Here is a 20,256-nt window from a genome sequence, read left to right as displayed (position 1 = left end):
CGGATCATCGTCTGGTCGATCCGAGAAGCCGCGTCTCAACCCGCTTGACCGCTTGCGAGATCGCCAGCGCCAGCAGCAGGAACAAAATGCCGGCGACCGTCAGCGGTTCGGCATAGCGGTAGGTGTCAGACGCAATGTCGAAGGCCTGACCGAGCATTTCCGGTACTGCAAGCACCGCGAGATAGGGCGTCGCCTTGAGGATCGACACGAAGTAGTTGCCCAAGGGTGCTGCGATGTTGCGCAGCATTTGTGGGGCAATGACGAAGACGATTGTGTCCGCACGGCTGAGGCCGACCGCACGTGACGCCTCCTGCTGGCCTTTTGGGATCGCATCGATACCTGCCTTGAAGACCTCGGCCAGATAGCCGCTGAAATAGACGCTCAGGCCCAGTATGCCGACGGTGAGTGCCCCGAGCCGGATGCCGTAGAAGGGCAGCACAAAATACAGGAAGTAGAGCCAGGCCAGAACCGGCGTTGCCCGGATGAAGTCTATCAGGAAGCGCACGGCATATCCGCTCAGTCCTCCCGAGCGCCGCAGCATCTCGAAGCCGAAGCCTATGCCTGCCGCTCCAAAACAACTGATGAGCGCGACCAGCAAGGTCGTGCCGATAGCACCCAATATCGTCGGCACGGTCGAGAGTGCGAACGAAAAATCAAAGCCCACGGGCAAGCTCCCTTCCGGAACTGATGCGCGCTTCGAGCCATCGTCCCAGGATGGCGATCGGGTAGCAGACGACGAAATAGGCAAGCAGCAGCGAGGTGTAGATGCCGACCGGGTTGTATTCGATCTGCGCGATTTCCTTGGCGCGGAACGTCATGTCGGTCAGCGTCACCAGCGAAACCAGCGCCGTCGCCTTCACCAGCTGAATAAAATGATTGACGAAGGTCGGGCTCATCGCCACCAGCGCCTGCGGCAGCTCGATCAAAAGCAGGATCATCGGCCGTGACAGGCCGAGCGCCTGTCCGGCTTCTTTCTGGCCGCGATCGAGCGACTGCAAGCCGGCGCGAACCGCCTGGCTGGCATAGCCGCCGATGTTGAGCCCCAGCACCATCGCGCTGACGGTTATCGCGGACAGCATCAACCCCACCACGGGAAGGGCATAGTAGAAAACAAAGAGCAGGATGATGACTGCCGAGCTGCGCCAGAACTCTATGATCGTAGTGACCGCAAAAAGCACCACCCCCTTCGCGAGATACTGAGCAACACCGAAGATCAGCGCGAAGGGGACGGCGAACAGCAAACCATAGCCCGTCACCTTTGCCGTGACGTCGAGGCCCTGCAGGATGCCGAGCCAGATATCCAAGATGCTCATTCGCCCGCACCGCACAGTTTTGTGGCGGTGACTGTGTCAGGCACCGCCTCGGGCACACCAAAGCCGTACTTTTCCATGATCTTCGCGAGTGTCCCGTCCGTCTTCAGCCGGGCCAGCTGCTCGTCATAGAGTGCGCGCAGGTCGCCATCTTCGCGGCGGAAGGCGATTGCGGCAAAGTTCGCCTGCTCGTCGGCAGTCTCGAAGGGCAGGGCGCGTTCGATGCCATCAGTCTTGTTCCCCGACAGCAAACCGATGACCGTCGGCGACGACAGCACCGCGACATCGATCCGGCCGGCGCGCAGGGCCGAGACGTTCGACTCGATATCGGGAAACAGCAGCATCCGGTCGTTCGGCACGCCCGCCGCAACAGCGTTTCTGGCGACCACGCTGCCGCGTCCGGCGCCCATCGTGATCTCACCCTGTGCGGCGATGTCGGCATAGCCGTGAATCTTCCTGGGATTGCCGGAAAGCACGATCGCCGCGTCCGGAACCTTCAGGTCCGGCATCCCGAACAGAACCTGCTGGCACCGCTCCGGCGTGATCGCCAGCCCAGAGGCGACAGCATCGAACCGACCCGCGAGCAGGCCGGGGACCAGAGCGCCGAACTCGGTCACGCGGATGTCGAGTTCTTTAACACCAAGCTCGGAAAAGGCAGCCTTCAACAAATCCGGATGCCAGCCCGTCGCTTCGCCCGTCTTGTCGTCGCGAAAACCCCAGGGCGAGCGGTTGTGGATGCCGATGACGATCTTGCCCTCGCGCAAGATGCGTTCCTTCGTCGTCTCGGCGATAGCGCCACTGCTGGCCGCGACCAGCGTCAACGACGCCAAGGCGATCCAGAGGGCTGCTCGCAGCGTGCGAATTCCACGGTTCATGCTGTTCTCCCATTGTCGTGAATTGTTGGTGCGGTCGCTTTTTTGTTTTTGGGCACGACCGGGCATTCGGTTGAGGGCTATTGGCTATGACTTTCCTGTGCGGACGCTGCGTAATGCGGGTCGCTCGCCACGACGTCCCTCAAATCCGCAAGCGCTGAGCGAAGTTGCGGCCAGGGGAATGCGGAGGGGTCCTCGTCGGCTTCGCTGCAGCAGGTGATCATCTCCAGCTTCGCCATCACCCCGATGAGGCTGTGCGTAGGCGTGGTCGCGACTGCTTCCAGCAGACGCTGTTCCGCATCCATGGCGTCAATCTCCAGGGCGCGGGCCATCGAATGACTGGTCCGGTCCTGCGTCGGGCTCGCAACCGCGTTCAGAAGGCGGGTCTCGCGTCGCTGCTGTAGCCGGCAAAGAACGTGGGCGACATGATGCGCCTCCTGCCATTGATGTAGCAGCGCCACCGCCGCATCGGCGGGCTCGCTCACACGCCGGTCCGAAGCGCCGGCTTGCCGTTCATCCACAGGACTTCGCTTCCGTCGCAACCGGGAGGTGACGAAGGGCAAAGTCATGGTATTGTCGGAATCAGCCATGATCCGAGCTCCACAACAGCTTAGGTCTGGTCAGGTCGGGTCGGTGTGTCAGCACCTTCTCGGCCGTCAGTCGCATAACGTTCTTATACAAATTGATTGATGTCAATCGGATTGTTTAATTGAAATTATCTAGTCTTACCATTGAGCAATGTCGCGGAGCTCGGGCCATGCTTGGTTTGAGCCAAGAACAGCTTGCCGAGGCGGCAAGCGTTTCTCGCCAAACTATCGCCGATTTTGAGAGAGGTGCGCGAATTCCAATATCGAACAATCTTACCGCCATTCGTCACGCACTTGAGGCGGCCGGCATCGAGTTCATCCCCGAAAACGGCGGAGGGGCAGGGGTGCGGTTTGCTCGCCGGTCCAATAGCACCTGAGCCCACATTTAAGACACCGTTAGAGACCGGTCTTAAGCCAGTAATGCTTTAACACGGCGAGCTTCCGGTTCCGACCGTTTTCGGCCCAAAGCGGCCTGACATTACGGCAGCAAATCACATGTCTATGCCGGCGCATACCGCCGCAATTCGTAGTTTCCGGTGCCTCGGGCTGCTCGCAAATGGACATCTTGCCCTCTTGCTGATGCAATCGAATGTTGTGCCGAGGCGAAGCGAGGATCTTGCCTTGCCACTCATCAATTTGGGCGATATCGAATTTCTCACAGTATCGATTAGAGAGGGAGCCAGCATGGCTGAAATAATCGTCAAGCGTTCAAATGAACTAATCGATCCGCAAGCACAGATGCTTGTTACCTTCCTCAAGGAAATGGGGTTGCCATCCGAAAACATAATTGCCGACATCAATTAGCGAAAAATCATAGGCGACAACATTCACGGGCTGATCGACGCGCTTCCTACTGAGGTGAAAAAAGATGCCCACTATCTATCCAAATTCGTTATCGGGGCGGGAGTGCGGCTTTTCGATTACTCTCTGAACGCTGTTTGGAATGAGGTCGTTATCAATCTTCGCAAGAAAGCTGCGGTGTATGGCCTCGATATAGTCTTCGACGCAGCAGTAGGCGTCAGCAAAGCGCGAGAGTATTATTCTACAGAAAACGATCTTTCTTCTATCAAAGATAGCGTCTTGTTGCATACATGCCGAAAACGGGAACTTATATCAGATACTACCTATAAAAAGCTCTCCCATATCCTCGATATGCGGAATGACATCGGTATATCCAACCCGAACAGCTATTCGATTAATGCCTATGAATTATTGGGCTATTTGCAAAACTGTATCGAAGATGTGCTGAACGACAACCCAACCGCGGCAGCCCTGCAAGTCCAGTCGTTCAGCACACCTTCACCCGCGAGGAGGGTAAGCGCGAATTTCCCGCACCTTTTGCTGTTGAGTGGTCTGATGCATGAGGTGTCCACCAAAATAGGTGGACACCTTGTGATGGAAGAAGATGAGCAGAAACTGCGGGTGAGACTTGTCGGTCGGAACGGGCGACGCCGCTACGATCCCGCATCGAAGGACCGTCTTGTCGCGGCTGCCTTGAGCTTGGCGTGTCGGTATCGAGTGCTGCCGATCTGGCCCTGTTGCGACAGAGCAGCAGGGCTGCGGTGGATTTGCTTGCGACTTGTGATGAGTAGGTGGGTCGGAACCCAAAAGGGCTGCACCTTTTTCCTCTCCAGCCAAGGTGAACGCATCGCTGCCGAACGGCGTGAAGCTGGCGCTGGAATGCGGCGATGTGGATGCGTTGGCAGCCGTAATCGGAGCGCTCGGTCATGTTCACACTGGGCGCTGATCTGAAAGTCTACCTGCGCCGCGAGCCGATCGACTTCCGGGCCGGCATCAACAGCCTTGCGGTGCTGGTTCAGGAGACGATGGCGCTCGACCCGTTTGCTCCGGCGGTTTTTGCGTTCTGCAATCGCCGACGCGACCGGATGAAGCTCCTGTTCTTCGATCGGTCGGGCTTTGTGCTGGTCCTGAAGCGGCTGACCGAGGACAGGTACAGATGGCCGCGCCGCCAGGAGGTGGTCGTGACGCTAACGACCGAGCAATTGCACTGGATCCTCGACGGCATCGATATCGATGCGATGGTCCGCCAGCCGATCACTCGCGCCGAACTGTCGTCGTTCTTCGGCAAGGAGATCTCTCGCGACCTGATCGGCCATTTGCGCGGCGCCGGCGTGATCGTCTCCGGTCCGCGCAGCCCGACGCGCGGAGCGGCCTACAGCTACATCACGACCAAAGCGTTCCTGCTTGAGTTCGGGCTCGACACGCTGCGCGACCTGCCCGACTTTAAAAAACTGGAGGATGCGGGACTGCTTAACAGGGCGGCTTTGTTGGCAGAGCCTGCCATTGTCCAGAGCTTGTTGGGTGAGAACATAGAGGATGATTGAAAGACTTGAGGGTGAGAAGCTCACGTGGCTGTGCATTGAAGCGCGCCCGAAAAGCGCTGGCGGAATAGCTGTCAGATCGCGAGCAGTTCGAGGCCGTAACGCGGCTGAGCATCGAGAACATTGACCTTGTTGGACGACCCACCGCTTATGGTTCTTCATCCTCGTTTCGTCATCGACGAAGTGGTCGAACGTATCCGGATAATGTCGTGAAGGATGGCGGGACGATGATGGTGTTGGAAAATTCCGTGAGCGCCACTTCGCCCACTCCACTTTGAGATGTTTTTCTCAGATTGGCAAACTTGGCCCATGAACATTAAAGGGACAGATATACGGCAGGAAACGCTGCGTAAATTGTTTTGTTTCTTTTTGTTACTGGGAAGCTTGGATTTTTAGAATTGCTGCAAGAAGGAGCTGGCACACATGCGATTGTCAACAAGCCGCTTGGCGCCGTTCACGTTTGTCCAGAAGTTCTACCTGCGGATTTTGTGCGGTGCTGGTGCGGTGCTGTGGTATCTGATGGCCACCGATACGCACGCAGAAGCTGCCTCGAAGAATGTGCTGGTGCTCTATTCCAACCATGCCTTCCTGAAAGAGGGGCAGGAAGAACACGAGGGCATCACCAAAACGCTTGGGAACGACCGAAACGCTGAAGTCTACAGCGAGTTTCTCGATGCCAAGCGATTTCCCGGTCCGGATGAGGAAAGCCGCAAGGTCCAGTATCTGCGTCGTCGTTATGCCGACAAGAACATCGACGTCGCCATTGTCAGCGGGTTGCCTGCGCTTTCGCTTGCGATCCGATACGGAAATCAGATCTTTCCCGGCGCGACCGTGGTCTATCTCGGAATTCGCGATCAGATGGGCGACGTTGCGCTGCCGGCCAATTTCATCGGGGTCGATTTTCGTCTGGACGTTGCGAGGACCGCCGAATTGGCACTGAGCCTTCAGCCCGATGCCCGCAAAATGCTGGTCGTCAGCGGAACATCCATTCTTGACAAGATCGCGGAGGGAATTGCCCGCAGCGATCTGCAACAGTTCGCTGGGAAAGTCAGCTTGCGCTATCTGTCGGGGCTCGACGAGGCCGACCTTGACGCTGCACTCGCGCGCGCGGACCCAAACTCGATCGTGCTCTACCTTTCGATTTCCCAGAACGGTGTGGGGACAGAGATCATACCAAGCGACCCGGCCATCCGTGCGGCAGCTGCATCAGCCGCGCCGGTTTATGGAATCTACGGCAGCTATATTGGAACCGGCATGGTCGGTGCCTACGCACAGAACTTCGAAACTGTAGGCGAGGAACTGGGGCGCATCGCGCGGCTTCTCGTCGAGGGGGCGCCGCCGAAAGATATCGTAGTCGACAAGCGTGCCGCCGGTGAGTTCATGGTTGATTGGCGACAGATACAGCGATGGGGTTTAAGCGCGTCCAATCTGCCTGCGGGGACGCAGATCCTCCACCGGCCTCCCAGCCTATGGGAGGAGCATCGTACGGCCGTGCTTGCGGCGCTCGCGGTTCTTGCGGTCCAGTTCCTGCTTATATCGACCTTGCTGCTCGAACGGCGCCACAGACGCAAACTGACCACGCACCTGAGCGAAAGCGAGCAGAGATATCGAAACGTCGTGGAAACCCAATCGGACCTCATCTGCCGCTATTTGCCGGACACCACGCTGACTTTCGTCAACGACGCATATTGCAGCTATTTCCAGCGCAGCCGAGCAGAACTGATCGGTACAAAGTTCGCCGACTTCATTCCTGAAGCGGCCCGCCCCGAGGTGTTTGAACGGGTGCAGGCGCTGACGCAGGATGCCAAAACGCAGAGATACGAGCACGAGGTTCTAAGGCCGAACGGCGAAGTGGGTTGGCAACATTGGACTGATCGTGCGATTCTCGACGGTAAAGGAAGCGTGGCCGAGATTCAGGCAGTCGGTCGGGACCTTACGGAACTGCACCGGGCCGAGGCGGAACTGCGGGAGCGACGGAAGGAAGTGACACATCTCACACGCGTAGCCATGCTCGGCGAATTGTCAGGGGCGCTCGCGCACGAACTCAATCAGCCGCTTACCGCGATCCTCGCCAACGCGCAGGCCGCTCGCCACCTTATCCGCGGCAAGAAGCCGGACCTTGCGGGTATTGGCGAAATCCTCGATGACATCGTCGCCGACGATGACCGTGCGGGAAAGGTTATTAAGCGCCTGCGCTCGCTTCTGAAGAAGGAGAGTGCGGACCGGTCCACCACAGATGTCAATCGGATCGTGATGGACACGATGCAACTCTTGCGAAGCGAGCTGATCGATCGAAGGGTCGCCGTCGACCTGAGGCTTGCCCGATCGTTGCCGCCAATTGAGGGGGATTCTGTGCAAATCCAGCAGATCCTGATCAACCTTATCCTGAACGGATGCGAGGCCGTCGCCGGTGTGGCGAACGCCGAACGGCGGATGACGATTACCAGCAGAAGCACGGGGAACGACATCGAGATAGCGGTTTCAGATCGAGGCGCGGGGATCGACCCATTGATGCTTGATCGGATATTCGATCCTTTTGTCACGACCCGAAACACCGGGCTTGGGCTCGGCCTGTCGATCTGCCGAACCATTGTGGAGGCGCATCTCGGACGCATCTGGGCGACGAACAATCCTAACCGCGGTGCGACTATCACATTCTCGATCCCTGCCCACAAGGCGGACCATCAATGAGCATGCCGAAGCCAACTGTTTTCGTGATCGACGATGACGTCTCGGTCTTGACCGCGCTGGCACGACTGCTCGCCGCGAGAGGATATGAAACCCGAACGTTCTCGTCTCCAAGTGCGTTCCTGGAAGCGCACGATCCCGATTTTCCCGGCTGCGCGATCGTGGACGTGGCAATGCCTGGATTGAATGGTCTTGAGTTGCAGGCTGCATTGAAAGGTTCCGATGGTGCCGCCCGCCCCATAATCTTCGTCACGGGCCGGGGCGATATATCCACGAGCGTACGTGCCATGAAGGGAGGGGCGATCGACTTTTTGACCAAACCGATCGACGAAACCACTTTGCTCGATGTAGTGGCGGCGGCGATTGAGCAGGATCGTTCCTCTCGCGCTGATTGGATGGAACGTACCGATCTCATGGGCCGCTACTCGTTGTTGACCATGCGCGAACGGGAAGTTCTCTCCCATGTCGTCGCTGGCAGGCTCAACAAGCAGATTGCCGCTGATCTCGGTATCGCAGAGAAGACAATCAAACTTCATCGAGGTCGCGTCATGTCCAAGATGAAAGTTCGCTCTCTCGCCGAGCTTGTCCGGCTGTCGAACCGGCTCGGCCTGGATCTGCCGCTTGGTCGATAGTCATGCTGATGAGTGGACCAAAGGCCGACTACCAACGCTCCCGGCGCATGTCATAGTGATAGGCTAGCACGTGGAGGTCTCGTGAAGGTCGCTATTGTTGACGATGATCCTTCGGTGAGAAAGGCGCTGGCGCGCGTCCTGGCCACCGAAGAGGTTGAAACGTCAACCTTTGCCTCCGGCGCCGAGTTTTTGGACTCGCTGACGGAACAAATCCCTGATTGCCTGATGCTTGATCTTCAGATGCCGGGGATGAACGGCCTCGACGTGCAACTCGCGCTTCGGGAAGCCGGGTTCTCGACGCCCGTTATAATCATTACAGCCAACGAAGATTCCAGTTTCGTCAAACGCACGCTCGAAGCAGGTGCGATCGCATGTTTCGCCAAGCCTATCGATATTAGGCTCCTGCTTGAAACAATCCAACGTACCGTTGCCGGGAACCGAACGCAGCGGACTTGAATGGACCAAGGTCCAGCTTGGCCCGCGCAAATCATCGTCAGAAGATATGTGCGTGCGAGTTGCGCACCAGAAGGAGGATCGTGGATGATTTGCGGCAGGCAAGTTTTGTTCTCGATGGTGTTTGCGATGGGAATAGCCACAAGCGCAACGGCCCAGGAGCACGAGGACGTAAACGCAGCCAACAATCCGCTGACACCAAAGATCACGATCAACCTCCACGACTATTATGTTCCCGAGCTCACCGATCTTCCCAACCGCTACGCCAACCAGTTCCTGCTGCGTGGGCTGATCCCGTCAGACCTTTTCGGCGCACCGCAACTTGTCCGCTTCACCCTGCCTGTCGCCACCGCGCCGGAGTTTCCGGACGGGTATGTGACCGGTCTGGGTGATCTGACCCTGATGGACATCTTTGTGTTTCCCGGAAAAGAGGTCTCGTTCGGCGCGGGTCCGCTCGTCGTTCTGCCAACCGCCACCGACGATGCCCTGGGTGCCGGCAAATGGCAGGCAGGCGTCGTAGGGCTGGCCATCGCACCGCAAAGCTGGGGTCTGATCGGCGGCCTCGCTACCTACCAGACATCCTTTGCCGGAGAAAGCGACCGCGAGGATGTCTCGCTGGCAACGTTCCAGCCAATCGTCAACTACAACCTTTCCGACGGCTTCTACCTGCGCTCCAGCGCGACCTGGAACTTCGACCTCGAAAGCGGCAACTACTCGATCCCGGTCGGTTTCGGTGTCGGCAAGGTCATTCCCGTCAGTGACAAGGTCACGATGAACGCCTTCATCGAACCGCAATACACGGTTTTCAGCCATGGTGCCGGCCAGCCCGAATGGCAGATTTTCGCGGGCGTCAATTTTCAGTTCGCCATCGGGAAATAGCGGGGCGCGCGCATATTCAACGAAAGCACAAAAATACCTTGGACGCACGGAAAGCATGGAGGACAAATTATGATAGTCACGCGTAGAGAAGCCGTCGCCCTGCTGGCGTCACTCGCCAGCACATCTGCGCTGACGTCGACCGTCCTGGCGCAGCAGGCAGATTCGGCTGATGCTCGAACCATAGCCAAGGAAGCCTTCATCTATGCCTTCCCTATGGTGGAGAGCTACAAGACGCTGTACGCCCAGGCAGTGGATCAAGGCGGGCCGAACTACAAGGCGGCTTTCAACCAGATCGGCAACACCGCCCAGGTCTTCACGCCGAAGGACACGGCGATCGTCACGCCGAATTCCGATACGCCCTATTCGTTCGTCTGGATGGATTTGCGGGCCGAGCCGATCGTGCTCACACTGCCCGAAGTCGAGCCGACGCGCTACTACTCCGTCCAGCTGATCGATCTCTATACCTTCAACTTCGCCTATCTCGGCAAGCGCACGACCGGCAGCAAGGGTGGCAATTTCCTGATTGCCGGGCCGGGCTGGAACGGCGAGAAGCCAGCCAACGTAGACCAGGTGGTGCGCTGCGAGACCGACATCGCCTATGGGCTCTACCGCACCCAATTGCTGGGGCCGGACGACATCGACAATGTCAAGCGCATCCAGGCGGGCTACAAGGTCGCGACGCTGAGCAGCTTCCTTGGCCAGCCCGCGCCAACGCCCGCACCTGCTGTGGACTGGCCTGCGCCCGATCTTGCGACGATGACGTCGACACCGGCGATGTTCCGCTACCTCAATTTCCTGCTCACGCTTGCGCCAGCCAATGCTAGCGAGACGGAGTTGCTGGCACGTTTCGCCATGATCGGCATCGGGGCGGGCAAGTCTTTTGATGAAAAGACGCTCCCGGCTGACAGGCTCAAGGAACTCCAGGACGGCATCGCGGATGGGGAGAAGGCTTTCGAGGATTTCAAACGGGATGAAGTCGACACCCGCAAAGTCAGCACCGCTGACATGTTCGGCACGCGCGAGCATCTGAACAACAACTATCTCTACCGCTATGCGGCCGCCAAGCTTGGCATTTTTGGCAACTCCGGCGAAGAGGCGATCTACCATGGCTATTTCGTCGATGCCGGTGGTGCCCCGCTCGATGGAGCAGGCAAGCGTTACGCGCTGAAATTCGAAAAGGACAAGCTGCCGCCGGTCGACGCGTTCTGGTCGATGACCATGTATGACGGCAAGACGCAGCTTCTCGTCGACAATTCCCTGAACCGCTATCTGATCAATTCGCCGATGCTGCCGCAGTTGAAGACCGATCCCGACGGCGGCCTTACGCTCTATATGCAGCACGATTCACCCGGCGCCGATAAGGAAGCCAACTGGCTGCCAGCTCCAGCCGGGCCGTTTTTCCTCGTGCTGCGGCTTTATGAGCCGAAACCCGAAGCGATCTCCGACGCGTGGGCCGTGCCGCCGCTGACAGCGGCTAACTAGCATGTGCTTCAACTGAGGACGTCAGGAATGAGTGTACGCAACCGATTTGTCTTTGCCGCGTCGCTTCTCGCCACCGTTGGCATCGGTGGAATTGCTCAGGGTCAGGGCACGGCACCGGCACTTGACGGCCCGACGGATATTCCAACCGTCACCACTCCTGTGCCGCCGCCCGCCGAGGTGGAGTCGCGCTTCCTTGGAAAGCTGTTCTTCAAGGATGGGTATCCTTCAGCCGATACAGTCCAGCGTCTCTACGACGAACTCGACTACCAGCGCGCCACACAGGTCATGCTCAGGAACGTGCCTGCGCTCAGCATGTACACATTCCGGCTTGGGCTCGCGCGTGACCTTGGCGTGGATGCGGTCTCGAAATTCGCAATCTTCCGGGCAGACGCCCATTCCCTGATGCTGACGCCCAATGCGGAGACACTCTACGGCACGACGTTTCTGGCGCTCGACAAGGATGGACCGACGGTCGTCGAAGCGCCCCCCGGCGTTCTCGGACTGGTCAACGACATGTGGATGCGGCCGGTCGAGGACATCGGACCCGGCGGTCCGGACCAGGGGAAGGGCGGAAAATACCTGTTCGTTCCACCCGGCTATTCGGGCGACCTGCCGACATCCGGCTACTATGTCGTGCCCATGCAGACCTATGGCGGATGGGTTCTTATCCGCGCGCTTCTCGATCCCTCTGGCGATGCGGCGCCGGCGGAAGTATTGCTGAAGCAGATACGGTTCTATCCGCTTGCCAGCAAGGATGCCCCGCCCGCGATGTCGTTTGTCGATGCGACAGGCAAGACGTTCGATTCCACGGCGCCGAACGACATCCGCTATTTCGAGATGCTCGCGGACTTGGTCAATCGCGAAGACGACCATGCGATCGATCCGGATGCCGCCGGCATGATGAAGGCAATTGGCATCGAGAAGGGAAAACCGTTCGCGCCCGACGATCGCCTAAAAGCGATCCTTTCGGATGCCGCCCGCGACGGCAGCTTCATGGCCCAGGCGATCAGCTACGCCCCTCGGGCGCCGATCCCGGTCAAGCAGGGTTCGCATTGGATGGCGGGTATCGCAGGCTACCCCACCTTCACGGACGGCGTCCACACGTTGATCGACGAGATGGTTTACATGTCCTGGTTCGCCACTGGAGCGGCCAAGGCGATGAACGCGCCAGTGCCTGGGACAGGCTCACAGTATGCGTGGACATACCACGACGCCCAGGGAGAATGGCTTCTGGGCGAGAACAGCTATCGCTTTCACATCTCGCCGAACCCACCGGCCAAGAACTTCTGGTCGATCCTTGCCTACGACAACTGGTCGCGCGCGATCCTGGCGAACGGCCAGAAGGTGGCCGGTAAGAACTCCTACGACAAGGCCATCCAGTCCAACAGCGACGGCTCGATAGACATCTATTTCGGCCCAAACCCGCCAACCGGTAAGGAAAGCAACTGGATCAGGACTGTTCCGGGCAAAGGCTGGTTCGCGATGTTCCGCCTCTACGGTCCATTGCAGCCCTGGTTCGACCGGTCATGGACGCCGGACGACATCGTGCAGGCGGAGCAATGAGGGCAGTCGCGATGGACGGCTCCGTGATCGGCCGCAGTCTGTTTGATCGGCGCACATGTGCCGCCCACGCCAAACGAGGATAGACCAATGACAGATACTCTCGGTAAAATTGTTGCCCGCGTTGCTTTTCTTGCAATCGTCGGCACGGCGGCAGCGACCCATGCTGAAACCGTCGACACCCACATCGGTCCTGTGGAGTTGCAATTCGGGCTGCCCGCCAATGCGGCAACCGTCGCCAAGCTCTACGATGAGATGGATTTCCAACGCGCGAGCCAGGCCTATCTGTGGGCACTGCCGATCGTCGGGTTCGCCGGCTGGCAGGACGCCCATCGTCGTGTCTTCGGGGCCAGTGAGACAGACATGGTCGTCTATGAGAGCGTCAAGGACAAGCTGGGTATCCTGACCGCGAACGCCACGACCCCCTATATTCTAGGACTGCCGGACCTCTCCAAAACCGGCCCCCTTGTCGTCGACTATCCTGCCGGCGCGACAGCCGGCGGTGTCGGCGACTTCTGGCAGCGCCCAGTCACGGACATGGGCGAAACAGGTCCCGACAAGGGCGAAGGCGGCAAATATCTGATTGTCGGCCCCGGACAGGAGGTTCCACAGGCAGATGGGTATCGTGTCGTCCAGTCGCCGACATTCAACATCCTGATGGCCTTCCGTGTCCTCGACCCGGATCCGGACAAGGCCAAGGATCTGATCGCGAAGTTTCGCATGTACTCCTACGCCGACCGGGACAACCCCACCGAAACACGATTCGTCCGCCCAGATGGCCGGCCTTGGACACAAGTTCCGCCGACCGGCCTCGCCTATTGGGAGCGGCTGAACGACATCCTGCAGCGTGAACCCGTCATGGAGCGCGATCGCTTCTACATGGCCATGCTGAAGCCGCTCGGGATCGAAAAGGATAAGCCTTTCGCGCCGGACGAGCGCCAGAAGAAAATTCTGGAGGAAGGCGCCACGTTGGGCGGGTTGATGGCGCAGTCACTTGCCTTCGACAATCGTGACCCGAACGCGCGTTACCGACCGGATGCCCGCTGGGAATATCTCTTCACCTTCGATCCCGGTCAGGACGTCGGCACCTATGCGCCACTCGACGAGCGGACTTCCTATTTCTACCAGGCGGTCACAACCAGCCGAGGGATGGTGACGAAAACCCCGGGCGTGGGACAGGCCTATCTCGGCACGGCCCATGACAAGGATGGCGCCTGGCTTGATGGCGGCAAGACCTACAAGCTGCATGTACCGGCCGACGTGCCCGCAAAGCTGTTCTGGTCCCTGACGGTTTACGACACCGAGACGCGTGCCTTCTTCGACAATACGCCGGATGGCATCGTCGATCGCTCGTCACGAGCCGATATCGTGAAGAACGCCGATGGCTCCGTCGATCTCTACATGGGGCCGGCCAGCCCGGCCGGGCACGAGAAGAACTGGATTCCGACCATCTCGAGCAAGGCGTGGTTCGCGCTGTTTCGGTTTTATGGACCGACGGAACCTTACTTCGACAAATCTTGGGGACTTCCCGACATCGAGGCGGTCGCAGAATAGCTTTCGGCAAAAGCGACCGAGCGATCGGCGCCCTATCAAAACGGAAGACAGACGGAGGCTCCAAAATGAAACACAACAGCGCGACTATATTCCCCATACGCCTGCGTCTCTTGTCCAGCACGCTTGCGCTGCTTGCTTGTTTGAGCGGCGGCGCGCGTGCCGAAGGTGACGATGCGCGTCAAATCCTCCAGGCCATGTCGGACTACATGGCTGCCCGGCAGACGTTCTCCTTCAAATTTCAATCGAGTATCGAGGCCGTCACCAAGGATTTCGAAAAGCTGCAGTTCGTCAGCTCAGGCACGGTCGCAGTCCATCGCCCCGACAAGATACATGTCACCCGCACCGGTGGCTTCTCGGATATCGACCTGCTGTTTGACGGCGAGACGTTGACCGTCGAAGGCAAGAACCTCGGCGCTTACGCGCAGATCGAGGGAAAGGGCAGTCTGGATGACCTCGCCGGGCGTCTGGCCAATGCCGGCATCGAGCCGCCAGGCGGGGATCTGCTTGCCGCGGACAACTTCAACCTCCTCATGGACTCGGTCACTGACGCCAAGCATATCGCCAGCGCATATGTCGACGGTGTCGAATGCGAATACCTGGCGTTCCGCACACCCGAGATCGATTGGCAGATTTGGATCGAGGCGGGTGATAAGCCAATCCCGCGGCGTTACGTCGTCACCAGCAAACACGTTGCACAGGCGCCCCAATACACCGTCGACATCCGAGACTGGAAGGAAGACGGAGCTGTAGCTTCTGAAAGCTTCAGCGCCGGCTCCCTGGAGAATCTCAAGAGAGTCGACTTGAGTGAGCTCGGACTGATCGACGAGCTACCAAGCCCGACAGAATGAACAGAGGGAGCCGTGATATGTCAAACTTGCGAAAGATATCTGCTTTCATTCTCTTTTCCGCTTTCCTGTTCGGTGAAGTTGGTGCGGACGGAACACTTCCGACGGATGTCTATTTCGGCTTCGCAACGCCGGCAGAGGCGCGGATCGGACATCCGCTGACGCCACTCTCCTATGCCGGCGTCGCGCGCCGCACGGCCCGCCGCACGGTTCGAAGAACAGCAGTGCGCTTGAGCACGCTCCCGGCCGGCTGTGTCTATGGACCTTACTACGGTGCTTATTACTATCGTTGCGGAGCGGTCTATTACGCGCGCGAGGGCGGCGTATATGTCCAAATCATCATAGAATGAACGCACTCGTATCTCTGCTGTCGAAACCGTTGTTCGGCAAGGCGCCAGACCCGAAGGCTGCGAAAAGTAGGCTGGGCGCGATCGACGCGCTCCTGAGCGGTGGTTCCGGCGAAGCGTGGCTTCCGATTGGCCGCCAGCAGGTAACCCTGCCCGTAAAGAATCGAACGGCTCATGTAGCGTCAGCCCCCGCAACAAAGGGGGAAGGCACGCTTGAGGCGAAGGCTTTGCGCTGGATGCAATTCGCCTGGTCGAGCGATCAGAGTGTCGATCACTGCGCGCTACATCTGGCGATCTGGCGCTTTTACGAGAATGGTCTGTCTGCCTCGAAGTAAACGCCAGCAAGGACAAGGCGGGGCTCGATGTCCGCGACCTCGTCGGCCACACCATTGAACTGCGCGATCACACGGGTTTCTTGATCGGAGTCTGGTCGGCGGCGTTTCTGATCAACAGGGCGACCGATCGGATTACGTTTCAGGCCTCGGCTATCGAGGACTACCTGCCGATCAAAGCCCACTTTGACCAAATCGCCGAGACACAGGAAGGCTCTGCTTTTCGAATTTAGGCGACAGCCACTCGTCATCGTTTGTGGACGTGATCATTCCCAGGAGACTCCGATGCGAAATTCAATCTGGATGGCAACGATCGTCACTGCCGTTCTCCTTGTCGCGGCGCCCGCCCACGTCGCCGGAAGCTGAACGGGGCGGGGCAAATGGCTGGACGTTCGCGGTGAGCCCGTATTTCTGGGCGGCCGGTATGTCCGGGGACATCCCGCAATTCGGCGCGCCAGCCACAGTTCATATCAGTCAGGACTTTGGAGATATTCTGAAAGTTCTGGATTTCGCGGCCATGGCAATCGGCGAAGCTCGCTATGATCGCTTCAGTATCTTCGGCGATGTCATGTACACCAAGCTGTCGAGCGGCGGCGATACGCCTGCCGGCGTGATCGCCGATAGCGTCGACGTCACCTCAGAGACATTTGCCGGACTCCCCGGCGTCGGTTATTCGATCATGCAGGACGACCGGAGCAACCTCTACCGCGGTTGGCCCAAAAAACTGATAGTCACGGTTGTTCTTCAGGACCTTCTTTAAGGATCGTCCCGATTTCACTCGACTCTGCAGGCCGGCTGCGACCTTCGATCATTGTGATCGGCGTACTCACGGTTGTCGCGGCGACCTTCCCGACGGTGTTGACCGTTCCGGCAACGACTGCGCCGATGCTTTCGCCCAGGCTGACATTCGAATCCGTAAGTTTCTGGCCGCCGATCAGCCGGGAGCCGATGAGCTGCACGATCTCGGGGCTCTCCGCAAACTTGCCGTGGTGCAGGTTATCCTCGGTCTTGACCTTGGTGAGGTCGATCACCGTGATGCCTGCTTGCTCCAGCTTGCCGCGGTAGGGTTCCTTGGAAGGGTCTATCTGGCCCACTCGGGCGACATCACCGGAGATCATGCGCGACACCGCGAGCGCCCGATCATCTTGTGAAACGAAGATCGTGAATTTGGGCTTTTCAGGTCCAAGTTCCGTCCATTGTCGCGCGAAGACGTCGACATCGAGATCGGGAGAGGCGAGGATGACATTGTGGATCTTGGCGGGTATGCGCCCTTCGCGGATAGCCAGTTGTCTCAGAGACTCCATGGCCAGCCAGGTACCCATGGAGTGCGCCATGACGGTCACATCCTTTACCGACGCATCGTCGACCAGCGCTTTTAGCGAGCGTTCGAGTGCTGTTCGCGAAAAATTGGTGCTTTCCTTATCGTAATTGTAGTCGAATACGCTGGCGCGCGATGGCCAGGTGAAGAGGATCGGCGCGACCTTGGCGCCGGAATCGTGGACGATCTGTCCGAAGCGGAAAACCGAGTCTTCGTACCGATTGTTGAACCCATGCACGAAGACCAGCACATGGCCGTCATTGTCGTAAGCATGAAGCCATGTGCGCGCCTCCGGTATCGAAAGGCTACGAGCCCGGATCACCGCGAAGTCCTTGGCAGGATCGGCGGGAAGTTTCCTGGGCCATTGCACCGTGCCGGATGCACGTCCAGGTGGTATCGAAATGGCGATGTCGGTCAGTGAGAGCATCGGGCTGCGTTCACCTGAAAACAGCGTGCCGGGATCGCCCGATGGCTTTCTGCTGGTGGCGACCAGCATCGTGACGGTCGATGCAGCCGGCGAAAGACTGCCTGATGTAACGGGTTTGAGCACACCTTCAGGGCGGCCGGCACAGGCTGTCAGCATCAGGCCAATGCAGAGGGCGTGAACGCCGGTGGAGGCTCTGCGCATCATCCTCACCATTTTCCGGTCATTTGATCGTGACGGAATATCGATCGCAATCAGCGCATTCCTCGCCTCAAATCTCTAGTAACCAGAGGTTGTATTTGTTTAACCTTAATTCGTATATATCAAGGTAAGCAGGCGGTTTTGTTTATATAAGTTTTGGTCTATTCTCTATTTTTTACCGAGCGCTGGCGTCGAATTTTGCGATGTAAATCTTGAGTGGCCGATGAGTTTCAGGCTGCTTGAATGCCCGAATTTTGGGATAAGCCATGTGTCGATACGTCGGACGTGAATCGCAATGACCCCCCGATGGCGCAAATTCTACATTTTGGGGTGCCTATTCTCAGTTATTTACTGGCTAATTTCCAGTTCGGTCGCCGTGAGTGCAGAGCCGAAGTCCATAGTTGTCGTCCTCTATTCAAGCGATACGGGATTGCCCGCAACCGAAGCTATCCGCCGCGGATTTCGAGCCATCCTGCATCCGAATGAAAACGGCGGCCCGGATCTATACGAGGAATATCTCGACGCTGCCCGGTTTCCCGGGCCGGCTCACCTCGAGACGATGGCATCGCTTTTGGAGAAGAAATATTCGGGCCGCACAGTCGACGTAATCGTTGCAGTCGGCCCGACGGCCCTGGACTTTTCTCTCCAGCACAAGGCGAAGCTTTTCCCTGCTGCCAAGCTGGTCTTTGCCGGGATACGGGAAGAACGCGCCGGCGATCTGGTTCTTCCGCCCGATAGTTTAGGCATCGTCAGCAAGCTCAATCCGGCGGAAACACTCGAACTGGCGTTGGATTTGCAGCCGAAGGCCCGGCAAGGCTACGTAATTACCGGATCGGCCGCGTTCGACAAATCCTGGGAGGCAATTGCGCGAACCAAACTCGCATCTTTCGAGCCCCGCTTGTCGCTTACCTTTCTTGCGGGATTGCCGTTGGAGAGCGTTCTTGAAAGAGTTTCAGCCGTGCCACCGGATTCGATCGTCATTCACCTCTCAATGTTCGAGGATGGTACCGGTCGGACGTTCGTGCCCCGCGAGGTCGCAGGCAAGATTGCTTCGGCTGCGAACGCGCCGGTCTATTCGGTGTACGACACCTACATCGGGCAAGGCATTGTCGGCGGTTATATGGATACCTTCGATGCAGTCGGCCTCGCCGTTGGCTCGCTGGTTCAGAAGATTCTGGCAGGGGAGCAACCAACTGGCGGCGCCATACGCGAAGCCGAAACGCATAAGTTCGTTGTCGACTGGCGTCAGATGTCGCGCTGGCGGTTGGACGCCGCGAACCTGCCGCAGAGCACGGAGATTCGATTCAGGGAACCCTCGGTCTGGGACCAGTACAAGTCCTACATACTGGCTTTTGCGGCGGTTCTGCTTCTGCAGTCGGCCCTGCTTATCCTCGGCGGAATACGCAGCCGCAAGCTGGCGAGCCAGCTGGCTGCCGAGAGCAAGGAACGCATGGAACTGGCCGTCACGAGCGCCGACATCGGATTGTGGAACTGGAATGCGAAGTCAAACACGGTCTGGACTTCGGAACGCTGCAAGGAACTGCTCATGCTGGACGGCCGCGCCTCGTTGACGCGCGATGAGTTCATAGGCCGCTTGAGAGTGGACGATCGGCCGATCGCCCTGAAACGCATGGCCGACGCCCTGGCATCGGGGTTGCCATGCGTTGCTGAATATCCAATCGACCTGCCGGACGGCAGCGAGCGTTGGATTCTGAGCCGGGCTCTGGCCAAAGGCGGCCATAAGGACAATGGGCCGCGTGACCATATCCTTGGCGTCGTCATGGACATAACTGAGCGCAAGCGGGGCGAAGCCGAGGTTCTGCAGCATCGCCGGGAACTCACCCACCTCACGAGAGTGTCCGTGGTAGGGGCGTTGTCAGGCGCGCTTGCACATGAACTCAATCAGCCGCTGACCGCTATCTTAAGCAATGCACAGGCAGCTGTGCGGTTGATCTCGCGCGACCCGGTCGATGCAGTCGAGATCGGGCTGATCCTTCAGGATATTGTCGACGACGACAAACGGGCTGGCCATGTCATCCAGCATTTGCGTTCGCTGCTCAAGAAGGACAGCGCCACTAGAACCCGCGTCCAGATCAACGAGCTTATCACGGTCAGCCTGGCGATCTGCCACAGCGACCTCATCCTGAAGGGCGTCCCCGTTTCCAAACGGCTTGCTGCCGATCTTCCGGAAATCGACGCCGACCCCGTCCAGATTCAACAGGTTCTTCTCAACCTGATCATGAATGCCTGTGAGGCGATGAATGGAAAACCCGCCAAGGATCGCCTTCTGCTCATCAAAAGCGAACGGCGCGATGCCCTGCTTCGGATCAGTGTTGTCGATTCCGGTGACGGCATCCCGGCCGAAGCGATCAAGGAACTTTACCAGCCATTCTTCACGACCAAATCGCTCGGCCTTGGACTTGGGCTGCC

At 58.6% G+C, this 20,256-nt stretch carries 19 protein-coding genes and 2 pseudogenes; 16 read left to right on the top strand and 5 right to left on the bottom strand.

All coding sequences use genetic code 11. From position 1 onward, the window contains the following. Positions 1 to 4: 4 nt before the first annotated feature. The 4 genes from BM413_RS30285 to BM413_RS30270 form a co-directional block, all read right to left on the bottom strand. Positions 5 to 664 (bottom strand): amino acid ABC transporter permease, encoded by a 660-nt coding sequence (locus BM413_RS30285; protein WP_091918565.1) that lies wholly within the window; start codon positions 662 to 664, stop codon positions 5 to 7. Continuing rightward, complete coding sequence (locus BM413_RS30280; RefSeq protein ID WP_091918564.1) at positions 654 to 1,313, bottom strand: amino acid ABC transporter permease; 660 nt, start codon at positions 1,311 to 1,313, stop codon at positions 654 to 656. The genes BM413_RS30285 and BM413_RS30280 overlap by 11 nt, the downstream gene beginning before the upstream one ends. Further along, entirely contained in the window at positions 1,310 to 2,185 is an 876-nt protein-coding gene (gene ehuB, locus BM413_RS30275) for an ectoine/hydroxyectoine ABC transporter substrate-binding protein EhuB (RefSeq protein ID WP_091918563.1), read from the bottom strand. Before ehuB ends, BM413_RS30280 begins: the two co-directional genes overlap by 4 nt. Before the next feature lie 77 nt (positions 2,186 to 2,262). Continuing rightward, positions 2,263 to 2,772: a hypothetical protein gene (locus BM413_RS30270; RefSeq protein WP_091918562.1), complete on the bottom strand. Its 510-nt coding sequence runs from the start codon at positions 2,770 to 2,772 to the stop codon at positions 2,263 to 2,265. A gap of 140 nt (positions 2,773 to 2,912) precedes the next feature. On the opposite strand from BM413_RS30270, the gene BM413_RS30265 reads away from it, so the two are divergent. The 15 genes and pseudogenes from BM413_RS30265 to BM413_RS30195 form a co-directional block, all read left to right on the top strand. After that, a complete protein-coding gene (locus BM413_RS30265; protein ID WP_091918583.1) occupies positions 2,913 to 3,146 on the top strand; it encodes a helix-turn-helix domain-containing protein in 234 nt (77 codons plus the stop codon). A 118-nt stretch (positions 3,147 to 3,264) separates the two neighbouring features. Beyond that, complete coding sequence (locus BM413_RS30260; protein WP_091918561.1) at positions 3,265 to 3,573, top strand: hypothetical protein; 309 nt, start codon at positions 3,265 to 3,267, stop codon at positions 3,571 to 3,573. 591 nt (positions 3,574 to 4,164) lie between these two features. Beyond that, positions 4,165 to 4,516, top strand: a pseudogene (locus tag BM413_RS30255) (IS66 family insertion sequence element accessory protein TnpB). Beyond that, complete coding sequence (gene tnpB / locus BM413_RS30250; RefSeq protein WP_091918560.1) at positions 4,497 to 5,114, top strand: IS66 family insertion sequence element accessory protein TnpB; 618 nt, start codon at positions 4,497 to 4,499, stop codon at positions 5,112 to 5,114. Before BM413_RS30255 ends, tnpB begins: the two are co-directional and overlap by 20 nt. A gap of 420 nt (positions 5,115 to 5,534) precedes the next feature. Then, positions 5,535 to 7,802: an ATP-binding protein gene (locus tag BM413_RS30245; RefSeq protein WP_091918559.1), complete on the top strand. Its 2,268-nt coding sequence runs from the start codon at positions 5,535 to 5,537 to the stop codon at positions 7,800 to 7,802. Beyond that, positions 7,799 to 8,431 (top strand): response regulator transcription factor, encoded by a 633-nt coding sequence (locus tag BM413_RS30240; protein WP_091918558.1) that lies wholly within the window; start codon positions 7,799 to 7,801, stop codon positions 8,429 to 8,431. Before BM413_RS30245 ends, BM413_RS30240 begins: the two co-directional genes overlap by 4 nt. Positions 8,432 to 8,512: 81 nt before the next feature. After that, positions 8,513 to 8,887, top strand: coding sequence for a response regulator transcription factor (locus BM413_RS30235; RefSeq protein WP_175544504.1), 375 nt, complete (start codon positions 8,513 to 8,515; stop codon positions 8,885 to 8,887). A gap of 126 nt (positions 8,888 to 9,013) precedes the next feature. Beyond that, positions 9,014 to 9,763, top strand: coding sequence for a hypothetical protein (locus tag BM413_RS30230; RefSeq protein WP_244538114.1), 750 nt, complete (start codon positions 9,014 to 9,016; stop codon positions 9,761 to 9,763). 69 nt (positions 9,764 to 9,832) lie between these two features. Next, positions 9,833 to 11,245: a DUF1254 domain-containing protein gene (locus BM413_RS30225; RefSeq protein WP_091918555.1), complete on the top strand. Its 1,413-nt coding sequence runs from the start codon at positions 9,833 to 9,835 to the stop codon at positions 11,243 to 11,245. A gap of 27 nt (positions 11,246 to 11,272) precedes the next feature. Further along, the gene (locus BM413_RS30220; protein ID WP_091918554.1) at positions 11,273 to 12,808 is read left to right on the top strand and encodes a DUF1254 domain-containing protein; all 1,536 of its coding nucleotides are present in this window, start codon (positions 11,273 to 11,275) and stop codon (positions 12,806 to 12,808) included. Between the two features lie 87 nt (positions 12,809 to 12,895). Continuing rightward, positions 12,896 to 14,359 carry a DUF1254 domain-containing protein gene (locus BM413_RS30215; protein WP_091918553.1) on the top strand — a complete coding sequence of 488 codons (1,464 nt, stop codon included), beginning with the start codon at positions 12,896 to 12,898 and terminating at the stop codon, positions 14,357 to 14,359. A gap of 110 nt (positions 14,360 to 14,469) precedes the next feature. Next, complete coding sequence (locus tag BM413_RS30210) at positions 14,470 to 15,207, top strand: DUF2092 domain-containing protein (RefSeq protein WP_244538113.1); 738 nt, start codon at positions 14,470 to 14,472, stop codon at positions 15,205 to 15,207. Between the two features lie 17 nt (positions 15,208 to 15,224). Next, positions 15,225 to 15,554 (top strand): hypothetical protein, encoded by a 330-nt coding sequence (locus BM413_RS30205; RefSeq protein WP_091918551.1) that lies wholly within the window; start codon positions 15,225 to 15,227, stop codon positions 15,552 to 15,554. After that, positions 15,551 to 15,886: a hypothetical protein gene (locus BM413_RS30200; protein WP_091918550.1), complete on the top strand. Its 336-nt coding sequence runs from the start codon at positions 15,551 to 15,553 to the stop codon at positions 15,884 to 15,886. Before BM413_RS30205 ends, BM413_RS30200 begins: the two co-directional genes overlap by 4 nt. A 328-nt stretch (positions 15,887 to 16,214) precedes the next feature. Further along, a pseudogene (locus BM413_RS30195) lies at positions 16,215 to 16,571 on the top strand (hypothetical protein); the annotation flags it as partial. A gap of 43 nt (positions 16,572 to 16,614) precedes the next feature. Here BM413_RS30195 and BM413_RS30190 read toward each other — a convergent pair. Beyond that, positions 16,615 to 17,832 carry an alpha/beta hydrolase gene (locus BM413_RS30190; protein WP_244538112.1) on the bottom strand — a complete coding sequence of 406 codons (1,218 nt, stop codon included), beginning with the start codon at positions 17,830 to 17,832 and terminating at the stop codon, positions 16,615 to 16,617. A 424-nt stretch (positions 17,833 to 18,256) separates the two neighbouring features. Between BM413_RS30190 and BM413_RS30185 the strand changes: the two genes are divergently transcribed. Next, positions 18,257 to 20,256 (top strand): sensor histidine kinase (locus tag BM413_RS30185; protein WP_244538111.1); only part of this gene is annotated, 2,000 nt, incomplete at its 3' end.

This window comes from Mesorhizobium sp. YR577, from assembly GCF_900116595.1.
In the GTDB taxonomy this organism is placed as follows: domain Bacteria; phylum Pseudomonadota; class Alphaproteobacteria; order Rhizobiales; family Rhizobiaceae; genus Mesorhizobium_M.
This window is presented reverse-complemented; position numbering and strand designations above follow the sequence as displayed.